This window comes from Streptomyces sp. AA4 (assembly GCF_000158875.1).
Lineage (GTDB): Bacteria > Actinomycetota > Actinomycetes > Mycobacteriales > Pseudonocardiaceae > Amycolatopsis.
In genome coordinates, this window is sequence record NZ_GG657746.1 from 4,205,069 (window position 1) to 4,225,581 (window position 20,513).

Annotated in this window: 17 protein-coding genes and 1 pseudogene; 12 read left to right on the plus strand and 6 right to left on the minus strand. The window is 70.5% G+C overall.

Annotation, left to right across the window (positions count from 1 at the left end):
- The first annotated feature begins 96 nt into the window (after positions 1-96).
- From SSMG_RS19310 to SSMG_RS19320, 3 genes are read left to right on the plus strand one after another with little or no spacing between them, the layout of a single operon-like run.
- Entirely contained in the window at positions 97-495 is a 399-nt protein-coding gene (locus SSMG_RS19310; RefSeq protein ID WP_009078646.1) for a GNAT family N-acetyltransferase, read from the plus strand.
- 38 nt (positions 496-533) lie between these two features.
- Positions 534-3,632, plus strand: a complete 3,099-nt coding sequence (locus SSMG_RS19315) for a GH92 family glycosyl hydrolase (protein WP_037714206.1) — start codon at positions 534-536, stop codon at positions 3,630-3,632.
- Positions 3,629-5,716, plus strand: a complete 2,088-nt coding sequence (locus SSMG_RS19320) for an FUSC family protein (protein ID WP_009078650.1) — start codon at positions 3,629-3,631, stop codon at positions 5,714-5,716. Before SSMG_RS19315 ends, SSMG_RS19320 begins: the two co-directional genes overlap by 4 nt.
- Position 5,717: 1 nt before the next feature.
- On the opposite strand, the gene SSMG_RS19325 is transcribed toward SSMG_RS19320, so the two are convergent.
- Positions 5,718-6,665, minus strand: a complete 948-nt coding sequence (locus SSMG_RS19325) for an aldo/keto reductase (protein WP_009078654.1) — start codon at positions 6,663-6,665, stop codon at positions 5,718-5,720.
- 127 nt (positions 6,666-6,792) lie between these two features.
- Here SSMG_RS19325 and SSMG_RS19330 point away from each other — a divergent pair, with 127 nt between their 5' ends.
- The gene (locus SSMG_RS19330) at positions 6,793-8,589 is read left to right on the plus strand and encodes a hypothetical protein (RefSeq protein ID WP_037714208.1); all 1,797 of its coding nucleotides are present in this window, start codon (positions 6,793-6,795) and stop codon (positions 8,587-8,589) included.
- 63 nt (positions 8,590-8,652) lie between these two features.
- Here SSMG_RS19330 and SSMG_RS19335 read toward each other — a convergent pair whose 3' ends face one another.
- Positions 8,653-9,039, minus strand: a complete 387-nt coding sequence (locus SSMG_RS19335; protein ID WP_050788223.1) for a nuclear transport factor 2 family protein — start codon at positions 9,037-9,039, stop codon at positions 8,653-8,655.
- Positions 9,040-9,142: 103 nt separating this feature from the next.
- Here SSMG_RS19335 and SSMG_RS19340 point away from each other — a divergent pair, with 103 nt between their 5' ends.
- On the plus strand, positions 9,143-9,580 hold the full coding sequence (locus tag SSMG_RS19340; RefSeq protein ID WP_009078658.1) for a MarR family winged helix-turn-helix transcriptional regulator: 438 nt from the start codon (positions 9,143-9,145) through the stop codon (positions 9,578-9,580).
- Between the two features lie 36 nt (positions 9,581-9,616).
- Here SSMG_RS19340 and SSMG_RS19345 read toward each other — a convergent pair whose 3' ends face one another.
- On the minus strand, positions 9,617-10,243 hold the full coding sequence (locus SSMG_RS19345; protein WP_286157058.1) for a DUF4360 domain-containing protein: 627 nt from the start codon (positions 10,241-10,243) through the stop codon (positions 9,617-9,619).
- Between the two features lie 559 nt (positions 10,244-10,802).
- Between SSMG_RS19345 and SSMG_RS19350 the strand changes: the two genes are divergently transcribed.
- Entirely contained in the window at positions 10,803-11,792 is a 990-nt protein-coding gene (locus SSMG_RS19350) for a malate dehydrogenase (protein ID WP_009078662.1), read from the plus strand.
- Between the two features lie 139 nt (positions 11,793-11,931).
- On the opposite strand, the gene SSMG_RS19355 is transcribed toward SSMG_RS19350, so the two are convergent.
- Entirely contained in the window at positions 11,932-12,993 is a 1,062-nt protein-coding gene (locus SSMG_RS19355; RefSeq protein WP_009078664.1) for a Gfo/Idh/MocA family protein, read from the minus strand.
- A gap of 91 nt (positions 12,994-13,084) precedes the next feature.
- Between SSMG_RS19355 and SSMG_RS19360 the strand changes: the two genes are divergently transcribed.
- On the plus strand, positions 13,085-13,723 hold the full coding sequence (locus SSMG_RS19360) for a TetR/AcrR family transcriptional regulator (RefSeq protein ID WP_009078666.1): 639 nt from the start codon (positions 13,085-13,087) through the stop codon (positions 13,721-13,723).
- Here SSMG_RS19360 and SSMG_RS19365 read toward each other — a convergent pair.
- Positions 13,647-14,081, minus strand: a complete 435-nt coding sequence (locus tag SSMG_RS19365) for a MarR family winged helix-turn-helix transcriptional regulator (RefSeq protein ID WP_009078669.1) — start codon at positions 14,079-14,081, stop codon at positions 13,647-13,649. The two genes, SSMG_RS19360 and SSMG_RS19365, sit on opposite strands and share 77 nt — an antisense overlap.
- A gap of 101 nt (positions 14,082-14,182) precedes the next feature.
- Between SSMG_RS19365 and SSMG_RS19370 the strand changes: the two genes are divergently transcribed.
- The 5 genes and pseudogenes from SSMG_RS19370 (at position 14,183) to SSMG_RS19390 (ending at position 18,543) form a co-directional block, all read left to right on the plus strand.
- Complete coding sequence (locus SSMG_RS19370; RefSeq protein WP_009078670.1) at positions 14,183-15,001, plus strand: MBL fold metallo-hydrolase; 819 nt, start codon at positions 14,183-14,185, stop codon at positions 14,999-15,001.
- 10 nt (positions 15,002-15,011) lie between these two features.
- A pseudogene (locus SSMG_RS47690) lies at positions 15,012-15,314 on the plus strand (AAA family ATPase); the annotation flags it as partial.
- 110 nt (positions 15,315-15,424) lie between these two features.
- Complete coding sequence (locus SSMG_RS47015) at positions 15,425-15,622, plus strand: hypothetical protein (protein ID WP_234392850.1); 198 nt, start codon at positions 15,425-15,427, stop codon at positions 15,620-15,622.
- Between the two features lie 478 nt (positions 15,623-16,100).
- Positions 16,101-17,498: a KR domain-containing protein gene (locus tag SSMG_RS47020; RefSeq protein ID WP_234392852.1), complete on the plus strand. Its 1,398-nt coding sequence runs from the start codon at positions 16,101-16,103 to the stop codon at positions 17,496-17,498.
- A gap of 46 nt (positions 17,499-17,544) precedes the next feature.
- Positions 17,545-18,543 (plus strand): hypothetical protein, encoded by a 999-nt coding sequence (locus tag SSMG_RS19390; RefSeq protein ID WP_037714218.1) that lies wholly within the window; start codon positions 17,545-17,547, stop codon positions 18,541-18,543.
- Between the two features lie 83 nt (positions 18,544-18,626).
- On the opposite strand, the gene SSMG_RS19395 is transcribed toward SSMG_RS19390, so the two are convergent.
- Positions 18,627-20,363: a glycosyl hydrolase family 18 protein gene (locus SSMG_RS19395; protein ID WP_050788224.1), complete on the minus strand. Its 1,737-nt coding sequence runs from the start codon at positions 20,361-20,363 to the stop codon at positions 18,627-18,629.
- Between the last annotated feature and the right edge of the window lie 150 nt (positions 20,364-20,513).

The window sequence follows — 20,513 nt, forward strand, 5'->3', positions numbered from 1 at the left end:
TCGATCGTTGACGAAGGCCGCCCCGGGGAGTCCTCGGGGCGGCCTTCGCTGCGTTATTGGGTGGCTCGCGGTCGCGGGGCGTGAGAGCGTCGGGTGATGAAGATCAACTACTCCTGGCGCGCCGACCTCACCGACGCGCAGCTCGTCGCGCTCACCGAAGCGCACGGCGGTAACGCGGAACCCGGCTGGTGGGACCGGGCGAAACGGCACAGTCTCGGCTGGGTCAGCGCGCACGAAGGCGACGTGCTGGTCGGGTTCGCGAACCTGGCGTGGGACGGCGCGGACCACGCGTTCCTGCTCGACCCGAAGGTGCACGCGGACTGGCAGCACCGCGGCATCGGCAGCGAACTGGTCCGGCGCGCGCGGGACGCCGCCCGGGACGCGGGCTGCGAGTGGCTGCACGTGGACTTCGAACCGCATCTGCGCCCGTTCTACTTCGACTCGTGCGGGTTCACCTCCACTGACGCGGGGTTGATCCGGCTCACCGTGAGCTGATCCGGCACGGCCGGCGCGGGAGCGATTACCGTGGGGCCGTGACCACGGCTGCGTTCTTCTCCTCGTTCGAAGCGGGCGATCCGCAGCCGGTCGCTTCCGGGCTCCGGGTGGACAGCGGGCCGCGCCGGTCTCCGACGGCGAAGACGGGCGTCGGGTTCACCGGCGCGAAAGCGTTGCGCTACCAGGCCGGGCCGACGGCCGTGCTGTTCGAGGTGGACATTCCGGTCACCGGCCACAGTGCACTGTCGTATGTGGTCTTCCCGGCGTCCGACGGTCCGGTGCCGACCTACCGCAGCACGCACGTCGCGCTCGACGTCGAGTTCGACGACGGCAGCCGCGCCGGGTTCGCGCCCGAGCCGAAGAACCTCTACGTCGACCAGTGGAACCTCGTGCGGCGGCCGCTGGGCGCGTTCGCCGGACGGCGGGTGCGGCGGATCCTGCTGACGACCGCCTTCGACGGCGACGGGACGGGCTGGCTGGACGACGTCCGGATCGCCGAGCGTCCGACGGAGCGCAAGCACCCGGTCGACTGGGTCCGCACGACGCGCGGCACGCATTCCAGCGGCGAATTCTCGCGCGGCAACACCTTCCCCGCCACCGCGGTCCCGCACGGCTTCAATTTCTGGACCCCGGTCACCGACGCGCGGGCGCTGAACTGGTTCTACTCCTACCACCGGCACAACGACGCGCGGAACGAGCCGCGGTTGCAGGCGTTCGGGCTCAGCCACCAGCCGAGCCCGTGGATGGGCGACCGGCACACCTTCCACCTGATGCCCGGCGCCGGCCCGGTCGAGCCGGACCGCGGACGGCGGTCGCTGGCGTTCAGCCACGCCGACGAGACCGACCGGCCGCACCACTACGGCGTCCGGTTCCGCGGCGGAATCACCGCCGACGTCGCGCCGTCCGAGCACGCGGCGATGTTCCGCTTCGGCTTCCCGGACGGCCGGGGCTGGGTGCTGTTCGACAACGCCCGCAACCGCGGCGGTCTCCGGATCGACGCCGCGCGCGGGATCGTCACCGGGCACACGCGGGTGCGGAGCGGGCTGTCGACCGGCGCGCGGCGGATGTTCGTCTACGCCGAAGCGGACCAGCGGCCGTCCGGCGGCGGGCGGATCCGGCGGCCGTTCTGGCGGACGGTGACCGGGAGCCTGGAGTTCTCCGTCCCCGAGGTCACGCTGCGGATCGCGACGTCGCTGATCAGCCTCGCGCAGGCGAAACGCAACCTGGCGCTGGAAATCCCGGCGGGCACGATGTTCGACCGGGTGCGAGGCCAGGCGCGGGAACGCTGGCAGGAGGTGCTCGGCCGGGTCGAACTGGAAGGCGCGTCCGAGGACGAGCTGACCACCTTCTACTCGTGCCTCTATCGCTTGTTCCTGTATCCGAACGTCGCGCACGAGAACACGCCGCGAGGCATCCGGCACGCGAGCCCGGTCGTGCGGAGTTACCGGCCGAGCACGCGGCGGCGCACCGGCGCGAAGGTCGTGGACGGCGAGTTGTACGTCAACAACGGCTTCTGGGACACCTACCGCACCGCCTGGCCCGCGTACGCGCTGCTCGCGCCGCGCCAGTGCGGCCGGATGATCGACGGTTTCGTGCAGCAGTACCGCGAAGGCGGCTGGATCGCCCGCTGGTCCTCCCCCGGCTACGCCGACCTGATGACCGGCACCAGCTCCGACGTCGCCTTCGCCGACGCGTACCTGAAGGGCGTCACGAACTTCGACGTCGAGGCCGCCTACGACGCCGCGCTCAAGAACGCCACCGTCGCCCCGCCGCGCAAGGGCGTGGGCCGCAAGGGCCTCGACCGCTCCGTGTTCCTCGGCTACACGCCGACCTCGACGCGCGGCGGCCTGTCCTGGGCGCTCGAAGGCTGTCTCAACGACTTCGGCCTCGCCAACCTGTCCGACGCGCTCGCCCGGGAAAGCAGCGGCGCGCGGGCCCGCCGGTTCGCCGACAACGCCGTCTACTTCCGCCAGCGCGCCCAGCACTACGCCAACCACTTCGACGCCCGGATCGGCTTCTTCCAGGGCCGCACCCTCGACGGCGGCTGGCGGCATCCCGCCGCCGGATTCGATCCGACCGCATGGGGCCCGGACTACGTCGAGACCAACGCCTGGAACACCGCGTTCTCCGTGCCGCACGACGGTCCCGGTCTCGCCGCCCTCCACGGCGGCCCGGCGGGTCTCGAAGCGAAACTCGACGAGTTCTTCCGCACCCCGGAGACCGGCCAGGGCGGCCGGATCCACGAGATGACCGAGGCCCGCGACGTCCGGATGGGCCAGTACGGGCATTCCAACCAGCCCTCGCACCACATCCCGTTCGGCTACGCCTTCGCCGGGGCGCAGGCGAAACTCCAGCGGACCGTCCGCGAGGTGCTGCGCCGGCTGTACCTCGGGAGCGAACTCGGCCAGGGCTATCCCGGGGACGAGGACAACGGGGAAATGTCGGCCTGGTATGTCTTCACCGCCCTCGGCCTCTACCCGCTGGCCGTCGGCAGCCCGCGGTACGCGGTGTGCGCGCCGCTGTTCCGCTCCGCCACCGTGCACCTCGAGAACGGAAAGGACCTGGTGATCCGAGCACCCCGCGCCGCGACCGCCGACAGCGAGGCCGACACGCCGTACGTGCACGGCCTGACGGTCGACGGCGAACCGCACCCTTCGGCCACCCTCGCGCACGCGGTCCTCGCCCGCGGCGCGGTGCTGGAGTTCGACGTCCGCGCCGAGCCCGGCGGCTGGGGCAGCGAACCGGTCACCCCGGTCGCCCCCGCGCCGCTGCGCGATCTCCCCGGGACCACGCACCGCGCCCTGTCGGACAACACGAGCCGCACCCAGGCGGTATTCCGCACGCCGAGGCCGACCATCGCCTTCACTGCCGAAGGCGAGCCGCGCGAGGTCGTCCTCTACACGCTCACCTCCGGCAGCAGCGCGGGCGACCCGCGGGACTGGGTGCTCGAAGGCTCCGACGACGGCCAGCAGTGGCGGACCCTGGACGAACGCTCCGGCGAGCTGTTCCGCTGGCGGCGCCAGACCCGGCCGTTCGTGCTCGCCGATCCCGCCGCGTGCCGGCACTACCGGCTGCGGGTCCGCGCCTCGACCCGGCGGCGCGTCGCCCTCGCCCAGTGGGAGCTGCTGGCCCGATGATCACCGACGTACGCAACGCCTTCCTCGACCGGCTGGCGGCAGCCGACCCCGGTCTCGTCCGGCTGCGGCTGGCCGCGTCGGCGGTCCTCGGCATCGTGCTCGCGGTCCTCGCGCTGCAGCCGCTGCATTTCCCGCTCACCACCACGCTCGTCGCGGCCATCGCGGCGATGATGAGCGCGTTCACCGTCAACGACGCCACCAGCGGCGGCCAGGCCGTCACGCTTCTGCTCGCATTGCTGGTGGGGGCCGCGTCCATCACCGCGGCCTGTTTCGGTTCCGCCTACGCGCCCCTCGACAGCATCGTGTTCGTGCTGCTGATCTTCGTCGCGGTGTACGTGCAGCGGTTCGGCGCGCGCGGCACCGCGCTCGGGTCGATGGCGTTCTTCCTGTTCTTCTTCCCGATGTTCCTGCAGGCGCACCTCGCGCAGGTGCCGCACCTGCTGATCGCGCTGACGGTCGGCGTCGCCGCGAACGCGGTCGTGCGGTTCCTTCTCTTGCGCCGCAACGCCGAAAGCGAACTGATCCGCTACCGGCAGGCGTTCCGCGCCCGGCTCGGCGCGGCGGTGCGGGCGACCGAGGCGTACATCTCGTCCGGCGGTTCGGACCGCAGCAACCGGCAGATCCGCACGTCGGTGGAGCGGCTGCACGAGGTGGTCCTCCTGATCGAGGACCACGCGCCCGACGTGGTCGACGACCGGCGCGCGGACCAGCTGCGCCGCCGGGTGATCGAGGTCGAACTGGCCGTGCAGTGGCTGGTGATCACCGTGCGGCGGACGTGCTCGCAGCCGCTGCCCGAGGGCGTCGCCGACGATCTGGTGGCCCGGCTCGCCCGGTTCCGGTCGCTGATGGAACGCGACCCGCGCGACCTGCCGCTGATCAGCGAGACCGGCGAGTACAGCCGGATGCTCGTGGAAGGCAGCCGGATCGACGAGCGCGCGCACCCCGGCGACGGCGTCCGCCGCGCGATCGCCGAACTGGCCGTCGCGGACGACCGGGCGCAGCGGATCGCGAGCCGCCAGGCAGGAGCGGACTTCCCGGCCGAAGAGGACGAGGAAGACGAGCCGACCAAGGCGTTCGCCTACGACAATCAGACCCGCGGCGCGATCCAGGCCGTGCTCGGCGGCGGGCTCGCCGTGCTGGCCGGGCAGCTGATCTCGCCGCAGCGCTGGTACTGGGCGGTGCTGACGGTGTTCGTCGTGTTCATCGGCACGTCCAGCGCGGGCGCGCGGTTCGTGAAAGGGATGCGCCGCACCGGCGGGACGCTGCTGGGCATCGTCGGCGGCGTCGCGCTGGCGCTGCTGGTCAGCGGCAACACCCCGGCGATCCTCGCGTTGCTGCTGGTCTGCGTGTTCGGCATGGTCTACACCGCGCGGGTCTCGCAGTTCCTGATGGCGTTCTTCGTGACGAGCATGCTGGGATTGCTCTACAGCCTGCTCGGCACCTTCAGCATCGAGGTGCTGTGGATCCGGGTCGCCGAAACCGCGGTCGGCGCGGCGTGCGGGCTGCTCGCCGCCGTGGTCGTGCTGCCGGTCCGCACGCGCGCGGTGATGCTCGACGACATCGCGGTCGCGCTCGACGAACTGCACGAGTTCATCGAGTCGGCCGCGACGCTGCTGTCCGGCCGCGAGAACGTGAACATCATCGAGATGTCCCGCGACCTCGACCGCGCGGTCGAGCAGGTGCGGCTCACCATCGAACCGCTCACCCACCCGATCAACCTGCGCAGCGCCCGCCGCGACTACGGCTGGCACGTCCTGACCACGCTGGAGGGCATCGCCTTCCGCGCCCGGCACGTGGCCGCCCGCGCGCAGCCCGGCCAGCTCGCCGGCCCGGTCTCGGAGCGCCTGGACCAGTTCGCCGGCCGGATCATCGCGAACGTCGACCTCGTGCACGAGTCGGTCAGCAACCCGGGCAGCACGCGCACGCGCAAACTCGTCCGCGACGACGGCACCCCGGTCGCCGACCGGGTCGACGAGGCCGAGACCCGCGCGGTGCTGTCCAGCCTGAGCCACCTCGACGAGGGGCTGATCGCGCTGGGCCGCGTGCTGGGCGTCGGGGCGCAGGACCCGCCGCGGCACAGCTGATTTAGGTGGAGGCGGCGTCGAGGATCCGCAGCTCGGCGTCGCTCAGCTCCACGTCGTGCATCGCGACCAGCGCGGGAACCTGCTCGACCGTGCGCGCGGACGCGATCGGTGCGGCCACCGTCGGCTGCTGCGCGAGCCACGCCAACGCGACCGTCGCCATCTCCGCGCCGCGCGCCTTCGCGACCTCCTCCAGCGCCGCGAGCACCTTGACGCCGTGCTCGGTGTCCGCGTATCCCCCGGCGAGCCCGGGCAGATCGCGGATGCTGTCCACCTGCTGGCCGGGCCGGTACTTGCCGGTCAGGAACCCCGACGCGAGACCGAAATACGGCACGCAGGCCAGCCCGTGCCGCTCCACGATCCGCCGCCGCTCGCTCTCGTACTCCCGCGCGACGAGGTTGTACTTCGGCTGCAGCGTGACGTACTTCGCCAGCCCCTCGCGGTCGGAGAACTCCAGCGACGCGGCCAGCCGCTCCGGGCTGATGTTCGACGTCCCGATCGCGCGGACCTTGCCCTCCCTCACCAGCTCGTCCAGCGCCGCGACGATGTCCCCGACCGGCACGGATTCGTCGTCGAAATGCGTGTAGTACAGATCGATCCGCTCGATCCCCAGCCGCCGCAGCGATTCCTCGGCCGCGGCCTTGATGTTCGCCGGCGCCAGCCCCTTGAACTGCGGGTGGTCGCCGACCTTCGTCGCCACGACCACGTCGTCCCGGTTCCCGCGCGCGGCGAGCCACTTGCCGAGGATCCGCTCGGACTGCCCGGCTTCGTTGCCCGGGAAGTGATACATGTACGAATCGGACGTGTCGAGGAAGTTGCCGCCCGCCTCGGCATAGGCGTCCAGCACCGCGAACGAAGCCGCTTCGTCGGCGGTCCAGCCGAACACGTTCCCGCCGAGGCACAGCGGGGAGACGGCGAGATCGGAAGAGCCAAGAGTGCGAAGTGCGACCATGATCGCATTCAAGCACTCCCCGGCCCGGTACTGCCTGCGGCGACAACGGATTCTGCCCGCTCGTACCTTCCCCGGCCGCAAACCTGGCAAGATCCTTCTTCTCGGACAGCTACTGGGGAGGCAGCTGATGCGAAGACCCGCGGTCGACGACCCGCTCTGGCTCGGGCAGTACCGCGTGCTCGCGGAACTCGCGCGGGACGACACGACCCGGGTCCTGCTCGGCGGCGGACCGGACGACCGGCTGGTCGCGCTCACGCTCCCGCTCACCGGCGAGGACACCGGGTTCCGCGCCGAAACGGCCGCCTTGAGCGCGGTGTTCGAAGCCGACCCGGACGCCTCCATGCCCTGGCGCGCTTCGGAATTCCATCCCGGACCCGCTCTGCGGGCCGTGCCCGCGCCGCTGCCCGAACCGGTGGTGCTCCGGCTGGCCGCCGGGATAGCGGCCGACCTGACTCAGCTCCACAGCGCCGGACTGGCCCACGGAAACCTCGACCGCTCCCACGTCCGGCTCACCAGCACCGGGGCACGGCTCGTCCCCCGCGCGACCGGCACCGACCCGGCCGACGACTTGCTCGCCCTCGGTGCCCTTCTCGCCGCGGACACCCCGCTTCCCGAGCCGCTCCGCCCGTGCCTCGCGGAAAACCCGGCCGACCGGCCCACCGCCGCCCAACTGCTCGAAGCACTCGGCTCGGACACGGCTCCGTGGCCGCCCGCCGTCGAGCAGCTCATCGCCGAACGCACGGCCCAACTCGCCGAATTCCTCGACGGCCAGCCGATACCGGACAAGACCGACCCGGTGATCTACCAGATCGCCGACACACCAGAGACCCCGCCGCGCCCGCTCTCACGGCGGCGGATGCTGATCGGCGCACTCGCCCTGGCGATCCTCGGACTCGCCGCCTGGATCGCCTGGCCGGGCCCGCCCGCACCCGACGCGCTCCCGCCCGCACCGCAGCCGCCGCTCGTCGAATCCGGCTTCCTCGTCGCCCGCGGACATCCGCAGGTCATCCAGTTCAACCACGACGGACGACTGCTCGCCACGGTGAACGCCGACTTCAGCATGGAGATCCTGGACGTCGACACGCGCAAGCCGGTCGGCCGTCGCCTCGGCCCCTTCCCCGACGCTGTCCCGGCCGAGCGGGCGTTCAGTCTCGACGGGGTCTCCTTCGTCGCCGCACGGATGAAAAGCACGCAGCTCACCGTCCAAACCTGGGAGGCGCGGACCGGCAAGGAAACCGGCGCGCCGCTGGTGCTCGAAGGCGTCGACGTCAACGGAAGCTGGCCGTCGCTCAGCCCCGACGGCAGCCTCGTCGCGGTGCCGATGGCCTCCCCGCAGCGGATCGAGCTGTGGCGGGTCGCCGACCACACCCGTGTCGGCAGCATCGCCACGTCGAGCACCTTCCGCCAACACGGGTTCAGCCCCGACGGACGCACGCTCGCCGTGTACCAGTGGGACGGCCACTTCGACCACCGCGGCCAGGTCAGCCTGTGGGACACGGCTTCGCTCAAAGCGGAGGGCGATCCGATCACCATGGCCGAGAACGACCGGCTCTGCTGCTTCGCCTTCCGACCGGACGGCCGGACACTGATCACCACCAGCGGGGACGCCCGCGAACCGGCGAAAGTGCACCAGTGGGACACCGCCGCGCACAAGGAACTCCGGCCGGGCTTCACGCTGGCCCCCACGCAGATCGACCAGGGCAACGGGACGGTCTGGTTGACCTTCGTCCTGCCCGGTCTGGACGATCAGCACCTGCTCGCGCTCTCGGCGGGCACCCTCGTCGTCCTCCGTCTCGACGGGAAACAGGAGGGCGCGGGCCTGCCCGGAATCGCCGCGCTCTCCGTCAGCCCGGACGGGAAAACCGTCGCCACCACGTCCGGTTCGACGGCGGACACCACCGTCCACCTGTGGCACAAACCCTGAACCGCACCACCGGCCCACCAGTCTTCGCGCGCACCGGTTCCTCCCGCGCCGCGACCCGCCGGATCAGCGCGCGAAAGCAGGCGGGGCCCCCATCGGACTGAGGTGCATCCCGGCGATCCGCCAACCGTCCTCGCCGCGGACGAGCACGTGCGTCGCCCGGAACGTGCCGTCGACGCGGTTGCCCTGATGGGTCGCTTCCTGGTCCTGCACGCCGATCGCGATCGCCGTGTCGCCGTGGACGCGCACCTCGACGTCGCGCCAGTCGAGCCGCTGCGTCGCCAGCGCGCCGGACTCATAGCGGCCCAGCCACTGCTCCCGGTCGAGCACGAAGCCGAGCGGCCCGACGAGCCGGAACCCGTCGGCGACCAGGCCGCCGAGCGTGCCGGTATCGCCCGCGACCTCCGCCGCGGCCCAGCGTTTGCCGAGTTCGGAGATCTCCGCAACGTCCATGATTCCCTCCAGCGCCGTTCGATGAGACACCATAAACGTTAGAGATCTAATCGTTCGTCGTCAAACGGTTAGCTTTCGAGCATCCTGCGGTACCGTCCTCCCCGTGCCCCGACCCGCCACCCCGCCGCTCGGCGTCCTCCTCGCCCGCACCGCCAAGACCGCGGGCCAGGCGTTCGACCGCGCGCTGGCCGAGGTCGGCGGATCGCAACCGGTCTGGCAGATCCTCATCGCGCTCAAAACCCGGCAGCACGCGAGCCAGCGCGAACTCGCCGACGCCGTCGGCATCCAGGGCGCGACGCTCACCCACCACCTCAACGGCATGGAAACCGCCGGCCTGCTCACCCGCACCCGCGACCCGGAAAACCGGCGCGTGCACCAGGTCGAGCTGACCGACCACGGCGAGCGCACCTTCCACCGTCTCGCCGACGCGGCGATCGCGCACGACAAACGGATGCGCCGCGGATTCACCGACGACGAGATCGCGACCCTGGCCGCATTGCTCACCCGGCTCGCGGAAAACGTGACGCGGACGGACCCGTGAGCGCCCGAGGAAGCGCTCACGGGTCCGAGTTCGCGGTTACCGGACGTCCGGGCAGGTCTTCCAGGCGAAGTGGTAAACCGTCTGGACGCTGCCGTCCGTGGAGTCCATCGTCAGGAAGCTCGTCGTCTTCGCCGGATCCGAACTCCCGGCATACGTCCGCAATTCCGTGTTGATGTTCAGGTTCCGCTCCTGGCCGCACGGCTCGTAGATAATCGCGTCGACGTCCGTCGAATCCGAGAACTGCCAGTCATTGTCGTAGAAACCGTCGAGCCGATGCGTCACGAACGCGGTCGGAGAGTTCCCCTGGAAATAGTAGTTCGCGCGCTCCACGCCGTACGCGCCCTTTTCCAGGTGCCCGAAGCCGCGGTAGTCCGCCGAGGCGATCCCGTACGTGAACCCCTGCGGCACGTGCACGCGCAGGCCGATCTGGCAGTTCTTCCGGAAGTCCGTCGGCTGCGCGCCGACGCCGACCTGCGCGGTGTATTGGCTGTAGGTCACGGTGAACGCGGTGTTGTCCGCGGAAACCGAAACGGCGGCCGTGTCCGGCGGGCAGCCGGTCCCGTTCACCGTCGCCACGTCGATGATGATTTTGTCCGGCGGGGGATTCTGCGGCCAAGAATGCGGGGTAATCGTCGAAGAAAGGGCCAGCACGGCAGCGGCCATCGTGGTAAGCATGGGTTCCTTCCCATTACTTCCGAGTGGGCGGGGGGGTTTCGACAGGGTAGCGCTCGAACTACTCTCCGAGTCCCACTGAATGGAGCAACGCCCGTGCTTAGCTGCGCACAGCAACAGATTGACGAAGCGTTGACAAAAGCTATTATGGACAATTGACGAATCAACAAAAATGGTGCAAAATAAACGACGCGGAACCACCTGCCCGCAGTGGTCCGGTCAATCCGGCGGAAACGGCCCGCCAAACCGGGGCAATCAGGACAGTTCGCGCGGCGCATTCGCCTACCCGCCGCCCCGCGCTTTCCGGCGCGATTCGCCCGTCCGGCTCGCCCGCGCCGTCCGTCCCGAAGCCCGGCGGTTCCGTGCCCACCGCACGCGCGCGGGCCCGCGACTCGATCGTGATCTGGAGTTACGCCCTTCGCCTCACTACTTAAGGCGGACCCGGCGAACGTGATCCTGGCTACCGTGACTGGACGCACCCGGACGGCGCCCGCCGGTAGGGCTAGCATCCTCGGTACTAGCCAAAGTCGTCTCAAGCTGGAGAAGCGCAATGACCCAAGCCCCTGTCAACGTCACCGTCACCGGTGCGGCCGGCCAGATCGGCTACGCGCTGCTGTTCCGCATCGCGTCCGGTCAGCTGCTCGGCGCCGACACCCCGGTGAAGCTGCGGCTCCTGGAGATCCCCCAGGCGGTCAAGGCGGCTGAGGGCACCGCGATGGAGCTGGACGACGGCGCGTTCCCGCTGCTGGCCGGCATCGACATCTTCGACGACCCGAAGCAGGCCTTCTCCGGCGCGAACATCGGCCTCCTGGTCGGTGCCCGCCCGCGCAGCAAGGGCATGGAGCGCGGCGACCTGCTCGAGGCCAACGGCGGCATCTTCAAGCCCCAGGGCGAGGCGATCAACGCCGGCGCGGCCGACGACATCAAGGTCCTGGTGGTCGGCAACCCGGCCAACACCAACGCCCTGATCGCCCAGCAGCACGCCCCCGACGTGCCCGCCGAGCGCTTCACCGCGATGACCCGCCTCGACCACAACCGTGCGCTGGCGCAGCTGGCCAAGAAGCTCGGCGTCGCCGTGACCGACCTGAAGAAGGTCGCGATCTGGGGCAACCACTCGGCCACGCAGTACCCGTCGGTGCAGCACGCCGAGGTCAACGGCAAGAGCGTCGCCGAGACCATCAACGACGAGGCGTGGCTCGCCGACACCTTCATCCCGACCGTCGCCAAGCGCGGCGCCGCGATCATCGAGGCCCGCGGCCTCTCCTCGGCCGCGTCGGCCGCGTCGGCCGCGATCGACCACGTCTACACCTGGGTCAACGGCACCCCCGAGGGCGACTGGACCTCGGCCGGCGTCGTCTCCGACGGCTCCTACGGCGTCCCGGAGGGCCTCATCTCCTCCTTCCCGGTCACCGCGAAGAACGGCAAGTACGAGATCGTGCAGGGCCTGGAGATCGACGAGTTCTCCCGCCCGCGCATCGACGCCTCCGTGGCGGAACTGGCCGAGGAGCGCGACGCGGTCCGCAAGCTGGGCCTGATCTGAGGTTCGTTTTCCGCGATGGCCGCCCCGGTTTCGGGGCGGCCATCGTGCGTTTGGCGTCTTTAGCTGGTTTTGTGTCCTGTACGTGGCGCGTGCGGTCTTACGGTGCAGCCGTTTCTCATATCGCCCGCCGTATAGGTCGTTATACAGTCGAAAGCAGTTCGTGCAGTCGGCGGGCGGCCTCGAAGCCGGGCACTGTCCGGGTTCCGTCGCGGAGGTCCGCGGCCAGCCGGTCGTAGACCCGGCCGACGTTCGCGGCCTGGACGGGCAGCTTGCCGGTATCGTCCACCGGGACCACCGTCCATTCCGGACTGCCGGGACGCGCCAAGCGGAGATCCAGCGGGCCGATCTGGAGCTGTGCGGCCCACGGATCGGTCTCCGGCGCGGAAGTCAGCGCGAGATTCCCCTCGGTGCCCGCGATTTCGATGCGCGTCCGAGGCAATGCCGCTTCTCCGTCGTGCAGATGGACCGACACCACGGCCCCGCTGTCGAGTTCGGCGTGCGCGAGGAAGTGGTCCGGCGCCGTCACGTCGATCCGCTCCCCCGTCTCGGCGACGCGATGCGAGCCGTTCCGGATCGCCGTCCGGGCGGTCAGTTCCCGGATCGGCCCGAGCAGGTACTGCACCAGATCGAGCGCGTGCCCGCCGAGGACTTCGACCAGTCCGGCCCCGGCACGCCGGTCGTAGGTATAGGCCGTCCAACCGGGGACGTCGCGCATGTTTCCCTTGCCGCGCGAGCTGTAGACGGTCGCCGACTGCACGGTGCCGATGTCGGAGAGCATCGCGCGGGCCTGGCGGACAGCTGGCGAGAACCGCGCCTGCAGACCGACCGCCGTGCGCACTCCGGCCCGCTCCCCCGCCGCAGCCAGCGCGGCGGCTTCCTCCGCGGTCGTCGCCAAGGGCCACTCGCAGTAGACGTGCTTGCCCGCTTCCAGCGCAGCCGTCACCAGTTCGACGTGCGCGGGCACCTTCACCGTGACGACAACCAGGTCGACGTCAGGATGCTCGGCGAGACTGCGAGCGTCGGTAAAAGCATGCCGGGCCCCGAAACGGGCTCGCGCCTCTTCCGCGCTGCTGGTACGTGTGGTCGCGACAGCAGCGAGCGAGAAGTCGGGCGACGCGGCTATCGCCGGAATGTGCGCCCGCGCGGCCCAGCCCCGGTCCGGGTTCGCGCCGAGGATCCCGACGCCGATCGGCTTGGTCAAGCCCCACCTCCACTAAGCGGGTCACGATGTTCCGGTTCCACCAAGCTACCAGAAGCGGAACAAGCTGACCCGCTTGGTTTAGACTGCGGGAATGCCGGAGTCCGCCGTCACCGCACTGCTCGCCGAAGGCCGCCCGCGAGCCGACGCGCAGCGCAACGTCGAGCGGCTGGTCGCGGCGGCCCGCGAAGCGCTCGACGAACTCGGACTCGCGCTCACGACTCGCGACCTCGCCCAGCGCGCGGGCGTCGGCCTCGGCACGCTGTACCGGCGAGTGCCGTCCCTGGACGCTCTCCTCGCCGCGATCCTCGCCGACACCATCGACGAGATGACCGACCGCGCCGCACTCGCGCTCGACTCCCCCGACCCGTGGCGGGGATTCGCCGAGTTCGCTGAGACCTACGTCCAGCTGCGCGCGTCCAGCTGCGGGCTCCACGACGCCCTGTCCGGCCGCGGCGAACGGCTTGACCTGGAGCCCCGGATCACCCGGCTGCAGCGGGCGATGCGTCAGCTGGTCGAGCGCGCGCAAAAGGCCGGGACGCTCCGCGCCGACGTCGACTGGCGGGACGTCCCGTTCGCGCTCGCCACCGCGATCCCGCCGGACCACACGATCGGCCTCGTGCCGAGCGACGACCAGTGGCGGCGGAATCTCTGGATCATCCTCGACGGCCTGCGCCCGGCACGAGCGCTTGCTCCAGAAGCCCCTGCAGCACCCGCTGCTCCTGCGGGCTGAGCCCGGCCAGCGGCGAATCCCGGGTCAGCAGGTCGAGCAGCCGCCGGCGCAGCGCCGTGCCCTCGGCGGTCAGCACGAGATGCCGCGCGCGCCGGTCGGTCGGATGCGCCCGGCGTTCGAGCAGGCCCTGCTTTTCCAGCTTGTCGACGACGAACGTGGCGTTCGACGGCTCGCAGCTCATCCGCTCGGCCAGCTCGCGCATGGTCATCGGCCCGGTCAGCTCTCGCAGCGCCGTCGCCTGCGCGGCGGTCAGCCCCAGCGTCACCGCGCGCTCGCGGACGTGGTCGGCGATCTGCTGCGCCAGCCCGTTCACCAGACCGCACAGCTCCCGTTCGGCGACCGCCCGAGATTCCGTCATGACGCCATCCTAGCAACTCCATCAAGCCTCAATATTTAAAGCTTGAATGTTTCTAGCTTGATACTTATGGTCGGGGAAGACCGAGGGAAGGGACCCGTACCATGCTCGACGACCGGCTGCGCAAGCCCGCGCGGCGCCAGACCATCCACTTGGGCGAGACGAAGGTGTCCTTCGTGCCGGACGGCGCGGTGCAAGGGAATCCGCGCTGGTGGCTGCCCGGCAGCACCGCCGGAACCTGGGCCGCGCATCCGGAGTACCTGGACGCCGACGGCTATCTCGTCGCGAGCATCGGCGGGCTCCTGGTGGAACGCGACGGCCGGGCGCTGCTGATCGACGCCGGGTTCGGGCCGCAGTCGGTGCCCGCCGAACCGGGCGCGCCGAACGGCGTGCTGTACGGCGGCGCGCTGCTCGACAACCTGGCCGCGCTCGGACGCCGACCGGAAGACCTCGAGGCGGTAGCGCTCACGCATTTGCACTCCGACCACTTCGGCTGGGCGGTGGAGCCAGCATTCGCGCAGACCGAATACCTGGTCGCAGAGCGGGAATGGGCGCAGCGCGAGGCGTCCAGCGAGATCGACGCGATGGCGCCGCGGGTCCGCACGGTCGAGGACGGGCAGGAAGTGTTTCCCGGCGTCCACGTGCGCTTCGCCGCCGGGCACACGCCCGGGCACGCCGAGTACGTCATCACCGCCGGCGAGCACCGGCTGATCGCGTTCGGCGACGCCGCCCATTCGCCGATCCAGATCGAAAACCCGGACTGGTCGTGCGGGTACGACCACGATCCGGCCGAGGCCGCCAGCCACCGCCGGAAGCTCGTCGCCGAACTCGCCGAGCCAGGCACGATCGGCTTCGGGAACCACTTCGCCGACGTCGTCTTCGGGCGCGTCCGCGACGGCCGCTGGCAACCGCTGGAGCGCTAAAGTCGGGTGGATGGCCCGACTGATCCATCTCAACGGCCCGTCCGGCATCGGGAAGTCCACCGTCGCGCGGCGCTACGCCGATCTTCACCCCGGAGTGCTCGATCTCGACGCCGACCAGGTGATCACGATGATCGGCGGCTGGCGGACCGCGTTCTGGGACACGCTGCCCGCCGCGCGCCGGCTCGCGCTCGCCATGGCGGAAACCCATCTGCGGGCCGGATGCGACGTCGTCATGCCGCAGCTGGTGGCCAAAGTCGGGCAGGCCGAACGGTTCGAGGAAGCGGCCCGCGCGGCAGGCGGCGAGTACGTCGAGATCATGCTCGTCGCGTCCCGTCCGCAGGCGAAGGCCCGGTTCACCGCGCGCGGCGGCCACCCCGCGACCACCCCGCGGCCGACGCGATGGCCGAACTGGGCGGACCGGTCGTGCTCGACCGGATCCACGACCACGTCGCGGAGTACCTCCCGCTCCGTCCACAGTGCACAGTGCTGGACACCGAACTCCTCGACCCGGACGAAACGTGCGCGAAGGTCGCGGAAATCGTTGCCCGCCGAGCAGCGGCGAAGGCACCGCGTGCACGGAACGGGGACCAAACGGGAAACCTGCCGCCCGGCCCGGCCTGAGCGCGGTATATGTCGAGGAATGCCAGGACACAGAGCCGACGCGGTCCGGCCGCCGCTGACCGGACCCGGCTCCCCCGCGCCTGCCGCCGATGCGGAAACCGCGGTTTCCCCGGCTGATTCCGGCGCAATCCTGATTCTCACCGGCCTTCGACAGCCATCGACGCGCTTTCCCGGTCTGACCGCGCATTCCCGCCTGTCGACGGCCTTCCTCGACCCGCGCAGGTCCTTCCGGAAGAGACTCCCATGCCAGAACCCGCTGCCCTCCCGGACTTCCCCACTCCGCCCTGGCTGCTCAGCGCGCGCGACAGCGTCGCCCTGCGCGCCCTCGCCGCGGGCCTCCTCGACAGCCCGGCGTCCGACCTCGACCTCGCCTACTCCCTCGCGACCCGCCCCCCCGTTGGCGCTCCGCGTTGTAGTCCCGGCCGGCGACCGGAGCGCCCTCGAAGCGGTCGCGAGCGGCGAAACCCCCGGCGACCCCGTGCCGGATCGTCCCCGGCTGACCTTCGTCTCCCGCGGCAGCAAACTCTGTCCCGGTCGAGAAACTGCGTTCTCGCAACGGTTTCCGCTTTTCGCCGACGCCTTCGACGCGATGCTGGGCGACTACGAGGACTGGCTTTTCGCTTTCCAAGCCGCCCTGTGCTGCCTGCTCGAATCGTGGGGCCTCCGCCCGGAAGCCGTCGCCCGCGGCACCAGACGGCCCCGGGACGACACCAGCCTCGTCCTGGACCTCACCCCGCCCTCCGTCCAAGACCTTCTCGCCGAACTCGCCCGGCTGCACACCGCGGGGGTGCCCGTCGCCTGGAACGAGGTCTTCGCCGGCAGCGGCGCCCAGCGGGTCGCCCTGCCCGCCGAATCCCTGCTCTACCGCCCTCGGTGGGTTCCTGTCGCGGCGCGTTCCGGCGACGCGGAAATCCTCGAAATCCCCGCCAGCCCGGACCTCCACTCCCTCACCGCCCACACCCGGCGCGCCCTGCAGCACCGCGAAGACGGGCTCATCGTCGTCACCACCAACGCCACCGGGCCCGATCCCGATCCCGCGAGCGCCGCGGTCTGGGGCCAGCTCACCGCTTCGGCCGCCAAGATCACCGCGGTCGACGTCGACCGGCCCACCCCCGCCGCCGAAATCCTCCACCTGGCCGGCGGCAGCACCGAACCCCAGCTCGCCATCCGCGACGGCGTCCCGCACGGCTTCCGGGTCGCGCCCGCCGCCTCCTCCCCCGCCCGGCCGATCGATCCGTCCGGCACCGTCCTGGTCACCGGCGGCACCGGCCGGATCGGCACCCTGCTGGCCGAACATCTCGTCGCCGAGCACGGCGTCCGGCACCTTGTGCTGGCGAGCCGCAGCGGACCCGCCGCCGAACGCCTCCCGACCGATCTCGACGCGGACGTCCGCATCGCCGCCATCGACGTCGCCGACCCGGATCAGGTCGAAAGCCTCCTCGCCTCCTGCACCCCGCCGCTCACCGCAGTCATCCACTGCGCCGCGGTCTTCCACGACCCCTTCGCCGCGACCCAGACCCTCGACCCGGTCCTGCGCGCGAAGGCCGGCTCCGCCTGGGTCCTCCACCAAGCGACCGAACACCTGCCGTTGTCCGCGTTCGTGCTTTTCTCGTCCCTCGCCGGAACCTTCGGCGAGGCCGAAGCGAACTACGCTGCGGCCAACCGCTTCCTCGACGCCCTCGCCACCCACCGCCGCGCCAACGGGCTGCCCGCGGTGTCGATCGCTTGGGGCCGATGGGATCCCGCCGTCTTCGACGCCGCCCTCGGCAGCGACGAACCCGTCGTGTTCGGCCCCGGTGTGCCGTGCCCGGAGCGGATTCGTCCGCCCGAGGACGTCTTTCCCGCATTGCTGACGAGTGTCCCGGCCGGAAGATGACATCCGTCATCGGGTTTCCCGGCCGCCGACCCCAATACTCGATCGCATGAAGAAAATCCGGATCGCCGTCGCCGCCCTCACCGCCGGACTCACCATGCTCGTCCCGGCCGTAGCCGAGGCCGCGCCGACGTCGCTGACCTTCGGCATCTATCCGGGCGGGTACGCGGGCGGCGGGTCCACCACCGGCAAACCCGACAATCCGGCCGAGATCCGGAAAGCGTTGGCACAGCTGCAATCCGGGCACAGAACGTTCCTGCTCCGCGACTACCTAGGGTGCGGCAGCGCCTTCCCGGACGACGAGATGCAGTACCTCGCGCCAGGCCGCCGCCTCGACGTCGTGCTCGGCTACTCCGGCCAGACCATGCCGGAATGGCAGGCCTGCGTCGAGAGGACGGTGCGCCGCTACGGTCCGGTCGCCGACACGATCTCGGTGACCCTCGAACAGAACGTCGTGCCGCAGCCGAACGGCGACAACGCGCTGGTGCAGGGTGTCATCGCGGGCAAGAAGGCAGCGGACCGCGAAGGATTCGGCAAGCTGCAGATCGGCTTCGACGAGGTCGCCTACACCCGGCCGTTCACCCAGTTCTGGCAGCACCTCGCCCAGCTCGGCGGCGCGGAGTTCAGCCGTTCGGTCGGGTTCGTCGGCGTCGACCTCTACCCCGACTCCGGACTGCCCGGCATCCCGCCGGAGCCCGACCTCGCCGGGTTCGTCCACCAGACCCTGCACACTGTCCGCACCCAGGAGATGCCGATCGCGGGCCTCGGCCGCGACGTGCCGATCCGCGTGTCGGAGAACGGCTGGGCGACCCACACCGCCGACCGCACGCCAGCCGGCCAAGCCCGCGCGCTCACCACGGAAATCCTGGCGATCAACCAGGACCGCGTCACGGAAAACGTGGCCAGCTACGAACTGTTCGCCCTGCGCGACGACGTCACCGGCTCCCCCAGCCCGTTCGACAACTTCGGCATCCTGACCGACGACTACGCCCCGAAGCCGATGTACTGGCTGTACCGCGGCCTGATCTCGGCCCTCGGCCGTTCTTGAGCGTTTTTTGACCGGGGGTGCGAGCCGGGCGCTAGGCCGGAAATCTTGCCTAGCGCCCGGCTGTATATGTCGTTATACAGTAGTCAGCTCACCGAAATGTCGTCGGCGTAGATCGGGCTCTGGCCGTACCAGCCGTGGACGTACACCGTCACCGCGCCGGACGCGCCGGTCGTGAACGGGATCGTCAGCTTGGTCCAGCTGGAGTTCGCGCTCCACGAGCTGGCCGTCGCTCCCCCGCGGACGCCGGCGTAGGCGTATCCGCCCTGGACCCACGCCGTCAGCGTGTACGCGTGGTTCGGCGCGAGCGTCAGGTTCTGGGCCGCTTCCCCGGTGGTCGACGCCGTCGGCGAAACCTGCAGTGCGTGGCTGCCGGAGTGCACCGGCGAGGACACGATCGTCCCGCCGCTCCACGGGCTGAGCGCACCGGTTTCGAAGTTGCCGTTGACGACGCTTCCGGTCGGGCTGGTTCCGTTGACCGTCAGCGTGTACGTCGCGGTGTGGCTGCCGCCGCCCGCGACCGAGCCGGTGATCGTCAGCGGGTAGACGCCGGGCTGCGTGGCCGCGGTCGTGGTGATCGACAGGTTCGCGCTCTCCCCCGCCTTGACCGTGGCCGGGCTGACCGTCGCGGTCACGCCGCCCGGCGCGCCGCTCACCGACAGCGAAACCTGTTGCGCCGTACCGGAAGTCACCGCGGTGGTCACCTTGCCGGTCGCCGAACCGCCCGGGTCGACCGAGGCCGAGGCCGGGCTGGCCGTCACCGAGAAGTCGTCGCCCGGCACCGGGGTCCCGCCGGTGAACGGGGCGAACGTGTGGCTGAAGTACCACTTGTCCTGCGGGATGCCGGAACAGGTGTCCTGCGCGCCGGTGCCCGGGCAGCTGCCGTTGTCGCGCTGGAGCGCCCAGAACGACAGCAGGTTGATGCCCTTGGACACGGCCCAGTTGTAGACCGTGACCGCGTCCGCGGTGGTGAACGTTTCGGCCGCGCCGAAGTCGTCGATGCCCGGCATCTCGGTGATGCCGACCATCCCCCACAACTGTTGCTGCGTCTTGTCCGGGTACAGCGACGCCAGCTGCGACACCAGCCCGGCCGCGGCGGTCTGGGTGTCCTGGGCCATGTTGTGAGTGGCGTTGTCGTAGTAGTCGAAGGTCATCAGGTTGACCACGTCGACCTTGGTCCCGTTGGAAACGGCGTTCTGCAGCACGCCCAGCGCGCTGGTGAGACCGCTCGTGGTGGTCGGCAGCGTGTACGAGATCTGCAGCTGGCGCCCGTTGGCCGCGGCCCAGTCCTGGACCTTCTTGATCGCCTTGTTGCGGCGGTCGATGCCCGCGGAGTTGGTCAGCGAGTTGTCCTCGATGTCCATGTCCAGGCGCGGCACGTCGTAGGTGGTGATCAGCGATTCGTACGCGGCCGCGATCTGGTCGACGTTCGTGCAGCTGTCGGCGATTTCGGTGGCGTTGTGGTCCGCGGTGTAGCCGCCGAACGACGGGATCACGTCGCCGCTGCGCGAGCGGATCGTGCGGAAGTCCGCGCCGAACGTCGCGTCCGACACCGGCATGCTGGCGTCGCCGTTCCACAGGACGGTGCACGAACCCGAGGAGGCGGTTTGCAGGAACGCCATCGTCAGGTGCTTGACGCCGGCCTCCTGGGCCATCGCGGCCGGGCTCTGGCCGTTCCAGGATTCGAAGTAGGGCGCGAACACGTGGTTCGGCAGCGGGGTCGCGGCGTGCGCGGGCGCCGCGGTGGCGACCAGCACGCCGAGCGGAGCCGCGGCTGCGGCCAGGACGGCGGACAATCGTGACAAGTGACTTCTTCGTCGCATGCGGGCTCCAGTGCCGAAAAAGGGGCCGTGCGGCGGCGGCGCACGGCCGGAACCTTCTCAGAATTGGACTGGACCAGTCACCCGTCAAGGTCTAGACCACTAATGCGGCCGAACGGCCGGGTCGGATCGTCGGGCGCCACTGGGGCTCGG

Excerpts from the sequence above, each read along its gene's own strand:
- SSMG_RS19350 (WP_009078662.1), top strand. The coding sequence starts at position 10,803 with ATGACCCAAGCCCCTGTCAACGTCACCGTCACCGGTGCGGCCGGCCAG.
- SSMG_RS19335 (WP_050788223.1), bottom strand. The coding sequence starts at position 9,039 with ATGGACGTTGCGGAGATCTCCGAACTCGGCAAACGCTGGGCCGCGGCG.
- SSMG_RS19320 (WP_009078650.1), top strand. The coding sequence starts at position 3,629 with ATGATCACCGACGTACGCAACGCCTTCCTCGACCGGCTGGCGGCAGCC.
- SSMG_RS19310 (WP_009078646.1), top strand. The coding sequence starts at position 97 with ATGAAGATCAACTACTCCTGGCGCGCCGACCTCACCGACGCGCAGCTC.
- SSMG_RS19390 (WP_037714218.1), top strand. The coding sequence starts at position 17,545 with ATGAAGAAAATCCGGATCGCCGTCGCCGCCCTCACCGCCGGACTCACC.
- SSMG_RS19395 (WP_050788224.1), bottom strand. The coding sequence starts at position 20,363 with ATGCGACGAAGAAGTCACTTGTCACGATTGTCCGCCGTCCTGGCCGCA.
- SSMG_RS19370 (WP_009078670.1), top strand. The coding sequence starts at position 14,183 with ATGCTCGACGACCGGCTGCGCAAGCCCGCGCGGCGCCAGACCATCCAC.
- SSMG_RS19325 (WP_009078654.1), bottom strand. The coding sequence starts at position 6,665 with ATGGTCGCACTTCGCACTCTTGGCTCTTCCGATCTCGCCGTCTCCCCG.
- SSMG_RS19330 (WP_037714208.1), top strand. The coding sequence starts at position 6,793 with ATGCGAAGACCCGCGGTCGACGACCCGCTCTGGCTCGGGCAGTACCGC.
- SSMG_RS19360 (WP_009078666.1), top strand. The coding sequence starts at position 13,085 with ATGCCGGAGTCCGCCGTCACCGCACTGCTCGCCGAAGGCCGCCCGCGA.
- SSMG_RS19345 (WP_286157058.1), bottom strand. The coding sequence starts at position 10,243 with ATGGCCGCTGCCGTGCTGGCCCTTTCTTCGACGATTACCCCGCATTCT.
- SSMG_RS19365 (WP_009078669.1), bottom strand. The coding sequence starts at position 14,081 with ATGACGGAATCTCGGGCGGTCGCCGAACGGGAGCTGTGCGGTCTGGTG.